Origin of the sequence: Halomonas sp. KG2, assembly GCA_030440445.1 — a bacterium.
Classification (GTDB): domain Bacteria; phylum Pseudomonadota; class Gammaproteobacteria; order Pseudomonadales; family Halomonadaceae; genus Vreelandella.
In genome coordinates, this window is the sequence record CP098528.1 from 2,656,737 (window position 1) to 2,673,060 (window position 16,324).

The window sequence follows — 16,324 nt, forward strand, 5'->3', positions numbered from 1 at the left end:
ACAAATAATTCAAAAAAACAGCTAGTTTTAAAGCACAGGCAGTTTAAAAAACAGTGTTTTCGAAATATTATCGAACATCGTAACTGAACGCTACTCACAGTAACAGATGCGCTCATTGCAACCGCGCAGAGGAGTAGGATACGCGCCTTACCTACAAACCGCGCCAAGATGTTATTCTTACCGACCTACTTTTGACCGCTTATGAAAAGAGATGCCCTCATGCGCCAGCCACTATCGACACCTAGCCCACTGCGTGAAAGTGCGCTGCGCACACTGCAAATTGAGCAGGCCGCAATCGGTGGGCTTCAGGCAAAACTTGATGAGAGCTTTGACCACGCCTGTGAACTTATCCTTGCCTGCCAGGGCCGCGTAGTGGTAACCGGCATGGGTAAGTCCGGCCACATTGCGGGCAAGCTGGCCGCAACGTTGGCAAGCACCGGCACACCTGCTTTTTTTGTACACCCAGGTGAAGCCAGTCATGGCGATCTCGGCATGATCACCCGCGCAGATGTTGTACTAGCACTCTCGAACTCTGGCGAAACCGCAGAGGTCACCGCGCTGCTTCCGCTGTTGAAACGCTTAGGAACCCCCCTTGTCAGTATGACTGGACGCCCTGGTTCCACATTAGCTAAACATGCCGATGCTCACCTTAATAGCGGCGTTGAGCGCGAAGCCTGCCCTCTCGACTTAGCGCCGACCAGCTCAACCACAGCAGCACTTGCCTTAGGTGATGCCTTAGCCGTGGCATTATTAGAAGCACGTGGCTTCACCGCGGAAGATTTTGCGCTTTCACACCCAGGTGGAAGCCTCGGCAAACGCCTACTTTTGCGTGTAAAGGATTTAATGCACAACGGATCACGCCTCCCCCAAGTAGCATTAGGCAGCCCGCTACGGGACGCACTCTTGGAAATTACTCGCCAAGGGTTGGGCTTTACCTGCGTAATCGATAGCGAAGGACGCCTTGCCGGCGTTTATACCGACGGTGACTTACGCCGAACGCTGGATCAGTTTCATGACCTACGTGACGTCCTAGTTGATGATGTTATGACACGTCCTGGAAAACGTATCGGTCCCGATGTGTTAGCGGCTGAAGCGGTACGCATCATGGAAGACAGTCGAATCACCGCACTGGCGGTCGTGGATGATCAGCAGCGCCCCATTGGCGCGCTACATATGCATGACTTACTTGCTAGCGGTGTCATTTAATCAATCTTTTCAAACATTAATAATACGGAGGCTTCATGGCCCTACCTGACGCTCTACAAGACCGGATTCGCCGCGTAAAATTGCTTGCCATTGACGTTGACGGCGTACTTACCGATGGCCGCCTCTATTTTCAAGCTGACGGTATCGAAATCAAAGCGTTTCATACCCAAGATGGCCACGGCCTCAAACTTTTGAAACGCGTCGGAATCCATGTTGCCTTAATTACTGGGCGTGATTCTCCCATGGTCAGCCAACGTGCTGCGTCGTTGGGTATTACCCATGTGTATCAAGGGTGCGAGGATAAACTCACTACGCTACGCGCGCTTTGCCAACGCCTAGACATCACGCTTGAGCAGGTTGCTTATTGTGGTGACGACCTACCAGACCTTGCTCCAATTAAACGTTCTGGCGTAGGCATCACCGTCCCTAATGCTCCTGATTATATGCATACTCACGCTGACTGGATCACCGATCGGCTTGGTGGCCACGGCGCTGTACGTGAAATCTGCGACACCTTATTGATGTCTCAAGGCCATTGGGATGCTGTTTTAGATACGTACCTACACGGCCAATCGTAATGCGCTTTTGGGTTAAAAAACGCATTTGGATAACCATCATGGTGCTTGCCTTAGGTGGCATACTGGTATGGTTGGACCCGCGCGGCCCTCAAGACCAATCAATCGACGCTGAGGCTCGTGCTCAAGAGCCCGGCCATGTATTAGAGAATGCAGAAATCACTCTGTTTGGTGACACCGGTGCCATCCAGCAGTCGCTGACGACGCCACGCTTAGTCCATACCCCTCAAACGGCGATGACAGATGTCTTCTCCCCCAGGGCGACACTATTCGATAGCGAAGAGCGTCAATGGCTAGCGACGGCGGAGACCGGCACCCTAAATACTGACACGCAGGTGCTCACGCTAGCTGGCTCAGCCCAATTACTTGCACCTGATGAAGGCTGGCAGCTGAATACAGAGTTATTACATTATGATGGCACCACCCGTCATGCTTGGAGCGATGCCGAAACCATACTTCAGCAACCGCCCCAGCGCATCGACGCTTCACGTATGGATGTATGGCTGGATGATAGCCAGATCCGCTTAACCAATAACGTGCGCGGCGTTCACCCGCCTGCCACTCGTTCTCAGTAGGAGTCGCGATGAACGCTCTTATTCGCACGGCACTCTTCGTCATTGCACTACCCATTTCAGCGGCAGCGCTACCGGTCATGGCACAAAGCCAAGCCCCCGTGGAAGTAGAGGCTGACCGTTTAGATCTCGATCAACGCGCAGGCACTGCTGTGTATTCAGGCAACGTCGATATTCGGCAGGGCAATATGCAACTGCGCGGAGATCGCGTTGAGATTCAGCGTAACGATGCTGGCGAGCTATCGCGCGCCATTGCAACCGGTGGACGAGCCTATATACGCAACCAGCTCGAAGACCAAGCTAGCCCAATGGAAGGCTGGGCAAAGCGCATTATTTATCATGTTGCCGAGCGCCGGGTAGAGCTCATTGACCAGGCGGAACTGACCCAACAAGCAGACCGCTTTGAAGGTGGACGCTTAGAGTATTTTATCGACCAAGGTGTGGTTCAGGCGCGTTCTGATGTTAGTGGTAGTGAACCACAACGTATCCGCATGACTCTTCAGCCGGAACAATAGGAGTGTCCAGTGGCGACAAATAACGCAGAGCCCGTACCTCAAACCACAGCTTCAGAATCAGCGCCGATAAAAACCCTTTATGCTCGCCACTTAGCCAAAAGCTATAAACGCCGCCGTGTCGTTAAGGATATTAACCTAGAGATATCTCAAGGCAGCGTGGTAGGGCTGCTAGGCCCCAATGGCGCTGGCAAAACGACATCGTTTTATATGATTGTCGGCTTGGTAAAGTCTGATGCGGGAAAGGTTGGCATTGACGAGCTTGATTTAACGCATGCCCCCATGCATGAACGTGCAATGGCAGGTATTGGCTACTTGCCTCAGGAAGCCTCTATTTTTCGCAAACTTTCTGTCGCCGACAACATAATGGCAATCCTGGAAACTCGTAAAGAACTCGATCGTAGCGCCCGGGAGCAGCGCCTTGAGTCGCTACTGGAAGATTTTCACATCACCCACATTCGTGACAACTTCGGTATGAGTCTTTCAGGCGGAGAGCGTAGACGTGTTGAAATTGCACGCTCCCTCGCGACAGAGCCTGCCTTTATTCTGCTTGATGAGCCATTTGCCGGCGTTGATCCGATCTCAGTGGGTGATATTAAAACGATCATTCGAGCCCTCAAAAAACGCCATATCGGCGTGTTGATCACTGATCATAACGTCAGGGAAACACTAGATATTTGCGATATTGCTTACATTGTAGGTGACGGTCATATCATCGCCAGCGGCCCCCCTCAGGAAATTCTCAACAACCAGCGGGTAAGAGACGTTTATTTGGGAGCTGATTTCCGCCTGTAAACAGCCACCTGCAAAAAAAATAGTAGTGGTGGCATACTTATTGCACTTGCACCAAGCCATAACTCGCACTAGGGTGGAGCTTTCTGATTAACGAGTGGTTCTCAGATGGTCATGAAAGCTTCTCTTCAATTGCGTATCGGTACACAGCTGACCATGACACCTCAGCTGCAGCAGGCTATCGCCCTGTTACAGCTATCAACGCTGGACCTCCGTCAAGAAATTCAGCAAGCACTTGATGCCAATCCAATGCTTGAGCAGGAAGATGAGTTCGGCGAACAGGCCGTTAGTGAACCCCAGGAAGCTGAATGGTCCGAAAGCATTCCTAATGAACTCTCTACTGACAGTGACTGGTCAGACACTTATCAGGACCTAGGCAGCCATGGCACCAGCAGCGAGGGGCCTGACTTTGAGCGTCAAGCCGCGGGGCAAAGTTTGCATGGCCACTTACTTTGGCAACTCGCCATGACAGATTTTTCACCACGCGACCATGCCATTGCTGAAAGCCTCATCGATGCACTGGATGCCAACGGCTACCTAACCCAGCCTCTCAATGACATTCGCGAAGGATTGAAAGCCCAAGGGCATGAAGGCCTTAGCCAGCGTGAAGTTGAAACAACCTTACTGCGCCTTCAACAGTTTGAGCCCACCGGTGTCTTTGCTCGCGACCTGCGGGAGTGCTTAATGCTGCAGCTCGCTTCCCTACCCGAAGATACACCGCTGCTGATGCCTGCCAAGCGGCTAGTGCGTCAATTTCTTGAAGCGCTCGGTAAAGATGATGTGCGTTTGCTAAAGCGGCGGTTAAGCCTGGATGATGAGCAGCTTGATGACGTCATCCGCTTGATCCGCAGCCTTGATCCTCGCCCAGGAAGTGCCTTTGGCGACACTGATGACAGCTATGTAACGCCAGATTTAGTCGTGCGCCATGACTACGAAGGATGGCACCTGGAGCTAAATCCTGAGGCATTGCCGCGCTTGCGCATTCAACCTGACTACGCAAGCCTCATCAAACGGGCTGACAAGAGCCAAGATAACCAATTTTTAAAAGAGCATCTCCAGGAAGCTCGCTGGCTCATCAAGAGCCTTTCAAGTCGAAATGATACGCTACTGCGGGTGGGCCGAGAAATCATAGCTCGCCAGATAGGCTTTCTGGAACACGGCGAAGAAGCCATGAAACCGCTGATCTTAGCCGATATCGCAGACGCCGTTGAAATGCATGAATCTACTATTTCCAGGGTCACCACCCAGAAATATATCCATACCCCGCGCGGTGTGTTCGAACTCAAATACTTCTTTTCCAGCCAAGTAAGTGGTCAGGACGGCGGCGACAGTCACTCCAGCACCGCCATCCGGGCTCGAATCAAAAAACTGGTGCAAGATGAACCGCCCGGCAAACCGCTCTCAGACAGCCGCCTCGTGGCGCTATTGGAAGAGGGTGGCATTAATGTAGCAAGGCGAACGGTGGCCAAATATCGCGAGTCAATGGGCATTCCTTCTTCAAGCGAGCGCCGCCGTTTACGCTAATAAAACAGTGCTAACGAGACAAAGTCTGTCTAGGGGCTTTGCAATAGCGCAAAAAGGGTTACAATCGAAGAACAGTCCGATGGATAAGGAGCACGTCAATGCAAGTAAATATCACTGGTCATCACGTAGATCTGACTGACGCCTTGCGTGACTATGTAAATGAGAAGCTGGAACGCGTTGAGCGCCATTATGACAACATCACCACCGTACAAGTAACCTTATCTGTTGAAAAGGAGCGTCAGCAAGCTGCCTGCACTCTGCATGCTGCAGGAGCCGATCTACATGCAGAAGCATTAGACAATGATATGTATGCTGCGATTGATGCACTAGCGGACAAAATTGACCGTCAACTCGTTAAACACAAGGAAAAAGCACAAGCTCGCGCCCAAGGCGCTGGCGTGCGTTAACTCAATGACGTTGGAAACCATACTTCCCCCGGAGCGCGTGCTGTATGACGTCCCCGGGGGCAGCAAAAAAAGGGTGCTGGAATTTTTCAGCACCTTTATTGCGCAAAACACGCCAAGCCTAGATAGCCAAGAAGTCTTCAGCCGCCTGATTGGTCGTGAGCGTTTGGGTAGCACTGGAATAGGCAACGGCGTTGCCATTCCTCACGCCCGTAGCCCTCACTGCAGCTCGCCTATCGCTGGTTTTTTAAAGTTAGCTGAGCCTGTAGATTTCGATGCTATTGATGGCGACCCCGTCGACCTTGTTTTCGTACTTTTAGTACCCGAAGAGGCGGACGACACGCACTTAGCCTTATTAGGGCAAGTGGCGTCCATCATGAACAGCGTTGACACACGTCAGCAGCTTCGTAGAGCGGCTAGCCAACGTGAGCTATTGGACCTTATAACAGCAAAAATTCGTGAACAGCCTGTTAGCTAAATGGTCCACCGCTAGACACTGCCTACTTGTCCAACGTTTACCTCCACTTTTATTGGCATGCCAAGAGAAACTCTATGCAATTGGTGATCATTAGCGGCCGTTCAGGGTCCGGTAAATCTATCGCCTTACAAGCGTTAGAAGATCTTGGCTACTGCGCCATCGATAACCTGCCCGCCATGCTACTCAGCTCCCTGGTGGATGAGCTTCGTGAGCAAGGGGCACGCCCCCAACTAGCGGTAAGTATCGATGCGCGCAATTTACCTGCTGCATTAAAGCAACTGCCAAAAATGCTTGAATCTTTGCGTCAGAAAAGCATCCACTTCCAGGTTATCTATCTAACCACCGATGCCCGGATTCTTCTTGAGCGATACTCAGCCACGCGTCGTCGCCACCCTCTGACGCGTGATAGTGACATGACGCTTGAAGAGGCCATCAATAAAGAAGAAGAAACTCTGCTCGACATCCGTGACCTTGCTGACCTGATGATCGACACATCGCGCCTGTCGGTTCATGACCTGCGCCGCCGGATAACGGATCAGGTTGCCCAGCAGCGTGAAGATAGATTAACGCTGACACTAGAGTCATTTGGCTATAAACGGGGCGTCCCACTTGACGCAGATCTCGTCTTTGACGTGCGCTGTCTACCCAACCCGTACTGGGACCCTACACTACGCCAATATACTGGGCGTGACGCCAATATCATCAACTTTCTGAAGGGATATCCCGTCGTAGAAGAAATGCGCAATGATATCCAGACATGGCTGGAAAAGTGGCTACCCGCTTACCAAAATAGCCAGCGCAGTTATATGACCATTGCGATTGGCTGTACCGGCGGGCAGCACCGTTCTGTCTATATGGTGGAACAACTGGCGCAAATGCTGGTGAAACAAGCGGGAGAGGTTCAACTCCGTCATCGTGAGCTAGGCCTGCAGTACACCCTCAGTGAACAGCAGCCCTCCACATCCGCGCCTTCAACAAACGCGCAATAAGCAACGCCTTTTCTTCACGACCCCACTCGGCTAAAAGGAACCAGAGTGCCAGAAAGAACCTTAACACTCACTAATCAGCGCGGCCTTCATGCTCGTGCAGCGACAAAACTCGTCAAGTGTGGCCAACAGTTTTCGGCCAACATTCACGTTTACAAACAACAACAAATGGCAGACGCGGCCAACATTATGTCGTTATTGATGCTGGCCGCCCCTTGCGGCACTGAACTTAGAATTCATGCGGAAGGCGATGACGCCGAACAAGCACTAGAGGCGATTGAAGCGCTGTTCGACGCACGTTTTGACGAAGACCACTAACATCAGCGAAGACCAATAACATCAGCAAAACAGCGTCAGCCAACGTGTTAACTGAGCTGTTACCTCAGTTGTTAGTTACCAGCGACGGTCATTGCATCAATTAGCCAGCTACCCGTGTGAATACTGCCACGGGTATCGATGTCATCACCGACGGCGACCAAGCCAGCAAACATGCTATTCAAATTACTGGCAATAGTGAATTCTTCGATAGGGTGCTGTATTTCGCCATTTTCTACCCAGAAGCCTGCAGCGCCTCGCGAATAGTCGCCAGTCACGCCGTTAACCCCCTGCCCCATTAGCTCAGTCACCCAAATGCCACGCCCCATCTGCTTCAGCAAATCATCTCGGGGCGTCAGCGGCGCTAACAAACGTAAATTGCGCGCACCGCCTGCATTACCTGTCGATTGCATACCTAAGCGCCGCGCACTGTAAGCAGACAGCATGTAGCTGGCAACGCTACCCTGCTCAATAAAGCGATTGTTGCGAGTCTGAACGCCCTCAGCATCAAATGGCGAGCTAGCCGTCGCTCCGACCTCCATAGGCCGTTCTTCCAAGCCAAACCAGCTCGGGAATAGCGAGCTACCTAAACGATCACATAAGAAAGAGGATTCGCGATAAAGCGCCCCGCCGGCCAACGCACCCATTAAGTGACCTACCAGGCCGCTGGAAAGCGACGGGTCAAACAGCACCGGGAAGGTGCCTGTCGGCGGCCGTTGGGCACCTAAACGACGTAGCGTGCGTGATGCCGCTTCGCGACCAACCTCCGCAGGATCTCGAAGCATGGTAGGATTACGAGCCGAGGTATAATCGTAATCGCGTTGCATGCCCTTCTCATCCTGTGCAATCAGCATGCAGGAAAGTGAATGACTACTGCCTTTCTGGGTGCCGAGGAAACCGTGGCTGTTAGCGTAAACTCGCACTCCCTCACCACTGGATAGCGAAGCACCTTCCGACTGATGAATCCCCGCTACATCACGCCCAGCTTGCTCACATGCCAGCGCCAATTCGATTGCTTCGTCAGTCGTCAACGCCCAGGGATAATGCACTTTAAGGTCAGGTAGGTCAGTTGCCATTAGCGACGCATCTGCTAACCCTGCGGCAGGGTCCTCACCCGTATAACGAGCAATTGCCAGGGCCTTCTCTACCGTGGCTTTAATTGACGCGCTGCTGGCATCGGTAGACGAGGCGCTGCCCTTGCGCTGCCCAACATATAGCGTAATGGCAATTCCTTGATCACGTGAAAGCTCAACAGTTTCTACTTCACCAAGACGCACGCTTATCCCAAGACCTTGATCTACACTAGCGCCTACTTCAGCAGCATCTGCGCCTAATTTTTTTGCCAGCGCAAGCGCCTCTTCAGCACGCTGGGTTAACAGCACCTGCTGGGCCGCTGCATCAAATGCTTGTGCCATTTTGGCCTCCTTTTCGCCTGAATCGCATTGGCGGATCAATGTTGTGGTCGCAGCCTGATATAATGCTGCAAACGAAACTAATTAGTGAGTTCTAGTATGCCTAAGCAACGCCCCGAGCCCTTCGATATTGATGAACAAGAAGAGCGCCCCAGTAAATCTCAGCTCAAGCGGGAAATGCATGCCCTTCAGGCGCTTGGCGAAACGCTTATCGCGATGAAACCTGCCGAGCGCGCAAAATTTCCGCTCTCTGACGACATGTTACGCGCCATAGAAGAAACCTCGCGCATCCGCTCCCATGAAGGCCGCCGTCGCCATATGCAATATGTGGGCAAGCTTATTCGCAAAGAAGACCTTACTGCCATACAGGGTGTCTTCGACGCTATCGAGCAGGAAAAAGAGCAGCGCGATCATGCCTTTCACCGGCTAGAAAAATGGCGCGATCGGTTAGTCGAAGAAGGTGACAGCGCTGTCGATCTATTTATGGCGGAATACCCTAACGCTGATCGTCAGGCAATACGACAACTAGTACGCAATGCGCGCAAAGAGCGTGAGCAAAGTAAACCGCCGACCAGCTCGCGCAAGCTGTTCAAACACTTACGCGATACGCTGGCACTCTAACTCCTGCATGTCTCAATGACTGGGCCATAAAGGCTAGTTCATAAGGACCAAGTCATTAAGACCAAGTCATCAAGACCCAGTGATGGCAATCAAGTCACGAAGACTGAGTACCACCGACTGTCAGCTCATCCAGCTTAAGGGTGGGCTGACCGACGCCTACCGGCACTCCCTGCCCCTCTTTGCCGCAGACACCTATTCCTGTATCCATTTCCATATCATGGCCAATCATTGAAACACGCCCCATTGCCTCAGGACCGTTGCCAATCAAGGTAGCTCCTTTAACAGGCGCAGTAATTTTGCCATCCTCAATGAGGTAGGCTTCGCTAGCGGAAAATACGAACTTGCCTGATGTAATATCGACCTGACCACCACCAAAACTGACCGCATAAATACCGCGCTTAACACTTTTGATAATGTCGGCGGGCTCATCCTGGCCTGCCAGCATGACAGTATTAGTCATACGTGGCATCGGCAAATGGGCAAAAGATTCACGCCGCGCATTACCCGTTGGTGCCATATTCATTAACCGTGCATTAAGCTTGTCTTGCATATAGCCAGTTAAAATACCGTCTTCAATCAGCGGCGTGTATTGCCCTGGCGTGCCTTCATCGTCCACGCTTAACGAACCACGGCAGTCAGCAACGGTAGCATCGTCGACAACCGTCACACCTTTCGCGGCAACACGTTTCCCCATCTGCCCTGCAAACGCTGAACTGCCCTTACGATTAAAATCGCCTTCAAGCCCGTGGCCCACCGCTTCATGAAGCAAAATACCTGGCCAGCCAGCACCGAGAACAACAGGCATTTGACCAGCAGGTGCATCGACTGCTTCGAGGTTAACCAAGGCTTGGCGAACAGCCTCTTTCGCATAGCGTTCCGCTACTTTTTCATCTCGCAGCCTGGACATGGAGTAACGACCGCCGCCCCCAGCACCACCTCGCTCTCGCCGACCGTTTTTAGCCGCGATAACACTCACATTAAAACGGACTAATGGGCGGATATCTGCCGCCAAGGTGCCATCACTGGCACGGACTAATACCACTTCATAAGTGCCTGACAATGAGGCACTCACTTGGCTAATACAGGGGTCAGCCGCGCGCGCAATGCGGTCTGCTTCTTTTAACATCGCCACTTTTTCGTCAGCGGTAAGCCCCGCCAGCGGGTCAAGCCCTGCATAACGACCGGCAGCACTGACTGCCACTACCGGCTGCCCAGGTAGCTGCTTACCACTTCGTACAATGCCCGCTGCTGTACGGCCAGTATCCATTAGCGCATCTGCGGTAATTTGATTGGAGTAGGCAAAGCCTGTCTTTTCACCTGCTAAGGAGCGCACACCAACACCACCATCAATGTTATAGCTGGCTTCTTTTACTTCACCATCTTCCAGCACCCACCCCTCTTGCCAAGTACGCTGGAAGTAGAGATCGGCATAATCAATACCAGCCCCCATGGCATAAGACAGCCCTGTATCTAAGGCATCCAAATCCAGGCCACTCGGTGTCAACAAAATGGAAACAGCGGTATTTACATCGCTCTTATGTGCGGTCATTAAGGGCCTTCTAGAGTGATCTGCGGCGACGTCCACGGACCTCGCACGCGATAGTGAATAGTGGTTGCTTGATCTAACGCGCTACCAAACAGCTGGTCCGCTACAAAAAGAGCGCCACCTACAATCGGAGCACCTACGGCTATGGCTGCGATAGGCAAGCTCTGGCTAATAGGTAGTGTGACGCCTAGTCGCTGATCAAGTTCACGTTGTATAAGATTGACGCTTCCCGTCAGGGTTAGCGTGGTAGATGGCGCTTCAATGGAAAGTGGACCGCGCAGCAGTAATTGACCCGCGGCGACATCTGCCGTGCCATGCACCCGATCAAACGCAGTTCCTTGTCCCGTCACGTCCGAAAAATCGAAACGCAAGCGACGCAGTATATTGTCAAAATTAAGCAGACCAACCAAGCGAGCCGGTGTAGATTCCAGCGTCACAAAGCGCCCATCACGTACATCGGTTCGAATATCGCCTTCCGCCCGACTTAATTCAAGTTGCCAGGGAGCGCCTGGCCACGTCAGCGCTGCGCCGACATCCGTGGAACGGCTACGCATGGCAACTGGTTGGCCTAGACGCTCTAACGCAGTGCCTACATCACCACCCTGTATCGAAACATCAGCGCGGGTATGGCTATTGTTAGCGTCGCCTTCCCATACCAGTTCTCCGCGGGCAGAGAGCTGCCCTAATGTCAGTCCGACCGGGGAAAGAGTAAAACGTTGCCCCTGGCTTTGCCAATAAGCGGTTAACGGTCCGAAACGCCCTTCACCAACGCCAATATCGGCTAGTCTGAGCCTGCCATCCGGCAGTTGGTTAAGCCATTCTGGTATAGCAATTGGTGTGGTGTGCTGAGTTTCAACAGCATCCATCCAAGAGCCAGGGGTCGGCGCACTGCTGTCATGCGCTGCAGCAGGCATATCAAATAGTCGGTCTACTGCCAGCGACGAGATAGCGATATCAAGCGGCAGCGCGCTACCGGGCTGATAAGTCACTCGACCTGACACAAGGTCACCGCTTAGCTGCATAGCCAAGCGCTTTCCTTCAATACTGCCTGTCGCTTCTAAGCGACCAAAACACGCATCACGGAAATGCACGCAAGGCGTACTCAGCATTACTGATATTGGCGTATCCTCACTATCGCCATTCGGCGAAGACGACGCCTGCATCAACGGTGACAACGACTCCTGCCAGTCATCGAGAGGCAACTCATCAACCTGCGCGACAACGCTCCAACCTGGCTGTGTTGGCCAGCCACTCGGTGCGGCAGCACTGCCCAAAGCAATTACCCCTGCCAGCTCATCATGATCAAGCTGTACGCGAGCATTAACGATATCGGCTAACTGTGTTGTTAAGCGACCACTGTCGAAGTCAGCGCTTAACCGCCATGGCCATGGCTGTTCAGCGGACTTACTAAATGGCGGCGGCAACCTGCTTGTAATGCCAAGCAAGCGGCTTTCAAGGACGATCGACGGTGATGGCTGTAGGTTGACCTGCCCACGCCACTGAGCACGCCCTTCAAACAGCTGGCGAGCTTGTTCAGCGGGAATATTGGCCAGTTGAAATAAGGTGGCGACATCAATATTCCCACCCAAGGCAATACCGTCGTCCGGAACATTGATATCCGCTTCTATGGAATTACCTGACCACAGACCCGAGACATGCCCGAGCAAAGCGCTTTTTTCACCGTGCTGCTGCCACGTCATCTCCCCCTGAAGATTTTCTAGCGGAATCTCGACAGGCTGAAAAGCAAGCGTTGTGATATTTGGTCGAGCATTAATCTCCAGCGCCAATGAGTCCGGTGCGCTCAGTGGTAACGATAAAGCGATGTCACCCTCAACTCGGCCCTCTGCACGAACATCGTTAAGCAGAGGCAGATCAATCTCAGGCATTGCCTGGAGAAACGCCAGCAGAGAATCACTATCACTGCTGACACTTCCCGACAAATTAAGCGTCTCATCAGCCATCTTTAGCACCCCATCAGAGACGTCAATGCCCTGGCTTTCAGCATGCTGAATAACCGCCTCCAGCACTTGATCCTTCCAAACCAACCTGCCCTCGATCTCCTCAAGCATGGGCCACTCAGGCGCGATGGGTAATCGCCCTTGTGTCACAGAGAGGGCCAACGTAGAGGAAATTTGGTCTGCAAACTGACTTTCTGAACCAGCCTCTTCCCCAGTAAAGGGAAAGCTAAGCTTGAGCGAGCCATGGGGAACAACACCGCCTATATCGGTTAATAGCCACTCACGAAGTTCAGGCTCAAGAGCTTTAATGGGCAGCCACTGAGAGAGCGGGTAATTAAGCGCATCAACATTTGCAAACGCAATATCAAGCCCAAACTGGCCGCCCTGTTCACCCGCAATCAGACCAAAACCCCCACTCACCTCGGCACCATCCCAATCTAGGCGTAGATCCCTACCACTGATCATCGTGCTCGGGCCGTCATACACCCACTCCACCACGCCCTCGGCATGGCTCAACAGCATGGGTGATTCAAACAATTCAGGAAAATTAAGTGAGCTGCTTCCAGCACTGTTAAACGTTACCCTACCGCGAAAGTCTCTTGCCTGTACCCAAGCATCTAACGGGCCACCTCCTGGCGCTTGCTCCCAAGGCAGCACCGCCACATTGGTTAACGCCGCATCAACCCCCCAATGGCCTTCATGCTGACCTAAACGCAAACCTTGGACCTGGCCACGGGGTGATAGTGTTTGTAACACTCGAGTAAGTGATTCAGGCAACAAAATATAGTCGCGCCAAGCCGCCAAAGAAGCCAGCTCAAATGTGCTGGTGCGCACCTCCCATTGATCAGGCTGGTGGGATAAGTACCAATGCCGCGGTAAGGCTGGGCCACCACTTCCACCTTCTGGACGCGCCCACTCGACGTTTTCAGCATCACCACTAAGCCATGCTTCGCCGCCCTCACCGTCTCGCCGCCAAAGGCCATTGGCCTGAATGTTTTGCAGTACGGCGTATTGAATCTCGTGGCGCAGGGTCAACTGTGGAACGTCGACAGCCAAGCGAACCTCATCTAAGCGTCCTGCATGCCAGCGTCCCCACAACGTAACCTCGCCTCCCATTTGCTCTAGGGAAGGCATGCGATCGGAACGTAAAACAGCGGCTAGTGCCACTAGATGATCCAGTTGCATGTCCAACTGGAGCGCCGCTGAAAAATCACGGAAACCCTGATCTCCAGGCTGCATCTCCACGTTCATCGCAATGGCCGGCAGCGCTTCTTGTGCTTCGGCTTCTTGAGCCTGCATTTCTTGAGACCCAACGCCTTGCGAATCCACGCTTTGAGATTCTAAGATCGTGACGGCGCCTTCCAAGCGCGTCCGCCGCTCATCGCCATTGAGCAGTAAGGTAGGCGCGTGCAAGGTGACGGCCTGCTGACTTCCATGCAGCACCAGACGAGTATTATCTACCCACAATCGCTGGCGAAGAATAAGCCCTGCCCAGGCGTCCAACGCCGCCAAATCAACAGTAGGCTCCTGAGACATAACGATCGGCAGCTCTGCTGGTGCCGGCCAACCCCAAGCAGCGTCTCTCTGCTGATATAGATGAAATTCAAGGCCTGTGATGCGCGCATCATTAAACACGGGTGCAATGCTTCTCAATGTCGCCCAACCATCGAGCCGCAAATGTGCACTTTCAAGGGATACTAATGGCTGCCCGTCAGGCGTCGCTGAATGCACGCCCTCCAATTGCAATACAAGATCGTTACGCGCCAACGACAGCGATAGGTGCTCGATAGTAACGGGCACCCCCACACGGGCCTCTAATAACGCTTCTATTTTCGGTGTTAGCAGACTGGATTGGCTAATTAATAAGCGCGCCAATAATAGAAAGACAGCAAGGCCGCCTAGTAGCGAGGCGATCGCTACTAGGCACCATCGAGAGAATGAACGTAACGCTATCATTACATTAGTACGATGTCGTACTGTTCTTGGGAGTAGTGTTGCTCTACCTGAAAACGAATGGTTTTATTAATAAACGTTTCCAGGTCGGCAACCGCCGCAGACTCTTCGTCCAACAGTCTGTCAACCACCGGTTGAGAAGCAAGCACCATATACGTTTCGGCACTGTAGGCACGCTCTTCGCGCAATATCTCGCGAAAAATCTCGTAACAAACAGTTTCAGGCGTTTTCAACGTCCCGCGCCCACTGCATGTTGGGCAAGCTTCGCACAAGGTTTGCTCCAGGCTTTCCCGCGTGCGTTTACGGGTCAACTGCACTAAGCCCAGCTCAGTCACCCCAGTGCACTTCGTCTTCGCATGGTCACGCTCTAGCGCTTTTTCAAGTACACGTAACACTTGGCGTTGATGCTCTACATCCACCATATCGATAAAGTCGATAATAATGATACCGCCAAGGTTGCGAAGCCTAAGCTGACGGGCAATCGCAGTCGCCGCTTCCAGGTTGGTTTTAAAAATCGTCTCTTCAAGATTACGATGACCGACATAACCACCGGTATTAACATCGATCGTGGTCATCGCTTCCGTCGGGTCGATAACCAGATAGCCACCAGACTTTAACTGAACCTTGCGACCCAGTGCTTTTTGAATTTCATCTTCAACGCTATACAAATCAAAGATGGGTCGCTCGCCTGGATAATACTCAATACGGTCTACCGCATCGGGCATAAACTCTTCAGCGAACTCGACCAGTTTGACAAAATTCTCGCGGGAATCGATGCGCACTTTTTCAATATCATCGCGCATAACATCCCGCAATGTACGCATAAACAACGGTAGGTCATCGTAGATCACGCTAGGCGACGCCGCCGTTATTTTACGCTCACTGACTTTGCGCCAAATACGCAGCAGGAAGTACATGTCCCCCGCCAGCTCTTCATCGCCAACCCCTTCTGCCGCAGTGCGCACGATGAAGCCACCGGTTACCTCGATGGTCTGCTCGTCAATTCCCTTATCTAGCAGCGCTTTCAAACGCTCCCGCTCACGCTCATCTTCAATGCGCTGAGACACGCCATGGTGGGGAGAGTCAGGCATATAGACAAGATAACGTGACGGAATCGAGAGATGGGTAGTGAGCCTGGCACCCTTGGTGCCAATGGGATCTTTGGTAACCTGAACGACAAGCGCCTGACCTTCATGTAGCAACTGACCAATAGTCTGCTGCTCATCATTAGGCGTCCCTGATGGCATTACCTCATGGGCATGAATAAACGCCGCGCGCTCAAGGCCAATATCAACAAAAGCAGCCTGCATACCAGGCAGTACACGCACTACTTTGCCTTTGTAGATATTACCTACAATGCCGCGCCTACGTGAGCGTTCAATGAGCGCCTCTTGTAAGACACCATTTTCCACCAGCGCAACGCGAGTCTCCATTGGCGTTAAATTGATGAGGACTTCACCGCTCATGCAA

The 16,324-nt window shown here is 52.6% G+C and carries 15 protein-coding genes; 11 read left to right on the top strand and 4 right to left on the bottom strand.

All coding sequences use genetic code 11. The features are described 5' to 3' along the window. The first annotated feature begins 219 nt into the window (after positions 1-219). The 10 genes from NDQ72_12495 to NDQ72_12540 all read left to right on the top strand — a co-directional run bounded on the left by NDQ72_12495 (position 220) and on the right by NDQ72_12540 (position 7,367). Positions 220-1,206, top strand: coding sequence for a KpsF/GutQ family sugar-phosphate isomerase (locus NDQ72_12495; protein ID WKD26887.1), 987 nt, complete (start codon positions 220-222; stop codon positions 1,204-1,206). Positions 1,207-1,241: 35 nt separating this feature from the next. Continuing rightward, a complete protein-coding gene (locus NDQ72_12500) occupies positions 1,242-1,784 on the top strand; it encodes an HAD hydrolase family protein (GenBank protein ID WKD26888.1) in 543 nt (180 codons plus the stop codon). Next, positions 1,784-2,356 carry an LPS export ABC transporter periplasmic protein LptC gene (gene lptC / locus NDQ72_12505; protein WKD26889.1) on the top strand — a complete coding sequence of 191 codons (573 nt, stop codon included), beginning with the start codon at positions 1,784-1,786 and terminating at the stop codon, positions 2,354-2,356. The genes NDQ72_12500 and lptC overlap by 1 nt, the downstream gene beginning before the upstream one ends. A gap of 8 nt (positions 2,357-2,364) precedes the next feature. Then, positions 2,365-2,868, top strand: coding sequence for a lipopolysaccharide transport periplasmic protein LptA (lptA, locus tag NDQ72_12510; protein WKD26890.1), 504 nt, complete (start codon positions 2,365-2,367; stop codon positions 2,866-2,868). Positions 2,869-2,934: 66 nt separating this feature from the next. Beyond that, positions 2,935-3,660, top strand: a complete 726-nt coding sequence (lptB, locus tag NDQ72_12515; GenBank protein WKD30392.1) for an LPS export ABC transporter ATP-binding protein — start codon at positions 2,935-2,937, stop codon at positions 3,658-3,660. A gap of 105 nt (positions 3,661-3,765) precedes the next feature. Then, positions 3,766-5,181: an RNA polymerase factor sigma-54 gene (locus NDQ72_12520; GenBank protein ID WKD26891.1), complete on the top strand. Its 1,416-nt coding sequence runs from the start codon at positions 3,766-3,768 to the stop codon at positions 5,179-5,181. A gap of 98 nt (positions 5,182-5,279) precedes the next feature. After that, positions 5,280-5,588 (top strand): ribosome-associated translation inhibitor RaiA, encoded by a 309-nt coding sequence (gene raiA / locus NDQ72_12525; GenBank protein WKD26892.1) that lies wholly within the window; start codon positions 5,280-5,282, stop codon positions 5,586-5,588. Between the two features lie 4 nt (positions 5,589-5,592). After that, the gene (gene ptsN, locus NDQ72_12530) at positions 5,593-6,063 is read left to right on the top strand and encodes a PTS IIA-like nitrogen regulatory protein PtsN (GenBank protein WKD26893.1); all 471 of its coding nucleotides are present in this window, start codon (positions 5,593-5,595) and stop codon (positions 6,061-6,063) included. A 74-nt stretch (positions 6,064-6,137) separates the two neighbouring features. Continuing rightward, on the top strand, positions 6,138-7,052 hold the full coding sequence (gene rapZ / locus NDQ72_12535) for an RNase adapter RapZ (GenBank protein ID WKD26894.1): 915 nt from the start codon (positions 6,138-6,140) through the stop codon (positions 7,050-7,052). A 45-nt stretch (positions 7,053-7,097) separates the two neighbouring features. Continuing rightward, entirely contained in the window at positions 7,098-7,367 is a 270-nt protein-coding gene (locus NDQ72_12540; GenBank protein WKD26895.1) for an HPr family phosphocarrier protein, read from the top strand. A gap of 71 nt (positions 7,368-7,438) precedes the next feature. Here the strand turns inward: NDQ72_12540 and pmbA are convergent, their stop codons facing one another. Then, a complete protein-coding gene (pmbA, locus tag NDQ72_12545) occupies positions 7,439-8,779 on the bottom strand; it encodes a metalloprotease PmbA (protein ID WKD26896.1) in 1,341 nt (446 codons plus the stop codon). A 96-nt stretch (positions 8,780-8,875) separates the two neighbouring features. Here pmbA and NDQ72_12550 point away from each other — a divergent pair, with 96 nt between their 5' ends. Further along, positions 8,876-9,397 (top strand): DUF615 domain-containing protein, encoded by a 522-nt coding sequence (locus NDQ72_12550; GenBank protein ID WKD26897.1) that lies wholly within the window; start codon positions 8,876-8,878, stop codon positions 9,395-9,397. Between the two features lie 94 nt (positions 9,398-9,491). Here NDQ72_12550 and tldD read toward each other — a convergent pair whose 3' ends face one another. From tldD to rng, 3 genes are read right to left on the bottom strand one after another with little or no spacing between them, the layout of a single operon-like run. Continuing rightward, positions 9,492-10,946, bottom strand: a complete 1,455-nt coding sequence (gene tldD, locus NDQ72_12555; GenBank protein WKD26898.1) for a metalloprotease TldD — start codon at positions 10,944-10,946, stop codon at positions 9,492-9,494. Next, positions 10,946-14,857 (bottom strand): DUF3971 domain-containing protein, encoded by a 3,912-nt coding sequence (locus NDQ72_12560; protein WKD26899.1) that lies wholly within the window; start codon positions 14,855-14,857, stop codon positions 10,946-10,948. Before NDQ72_12560 ends, tldD begins: the two co-directional genes overlap by 1 nt. After that, complete coding sequence (gene rng / locus NDQ72_12565; protein WKD26900.1) at positions 14,857-16,320, bottom strand: ribonuclease G; 1,464 nt, start codon at positions 16,318-16,320, stop codon at positions 14,857-14,859. The genes NDQ72_12560 and rng overlap by 1 nt, the downstream gene beginning before the upstream one ends. Between the last annotated feature and the right edge of the window lie 4 nt (positions 16,321-16,324).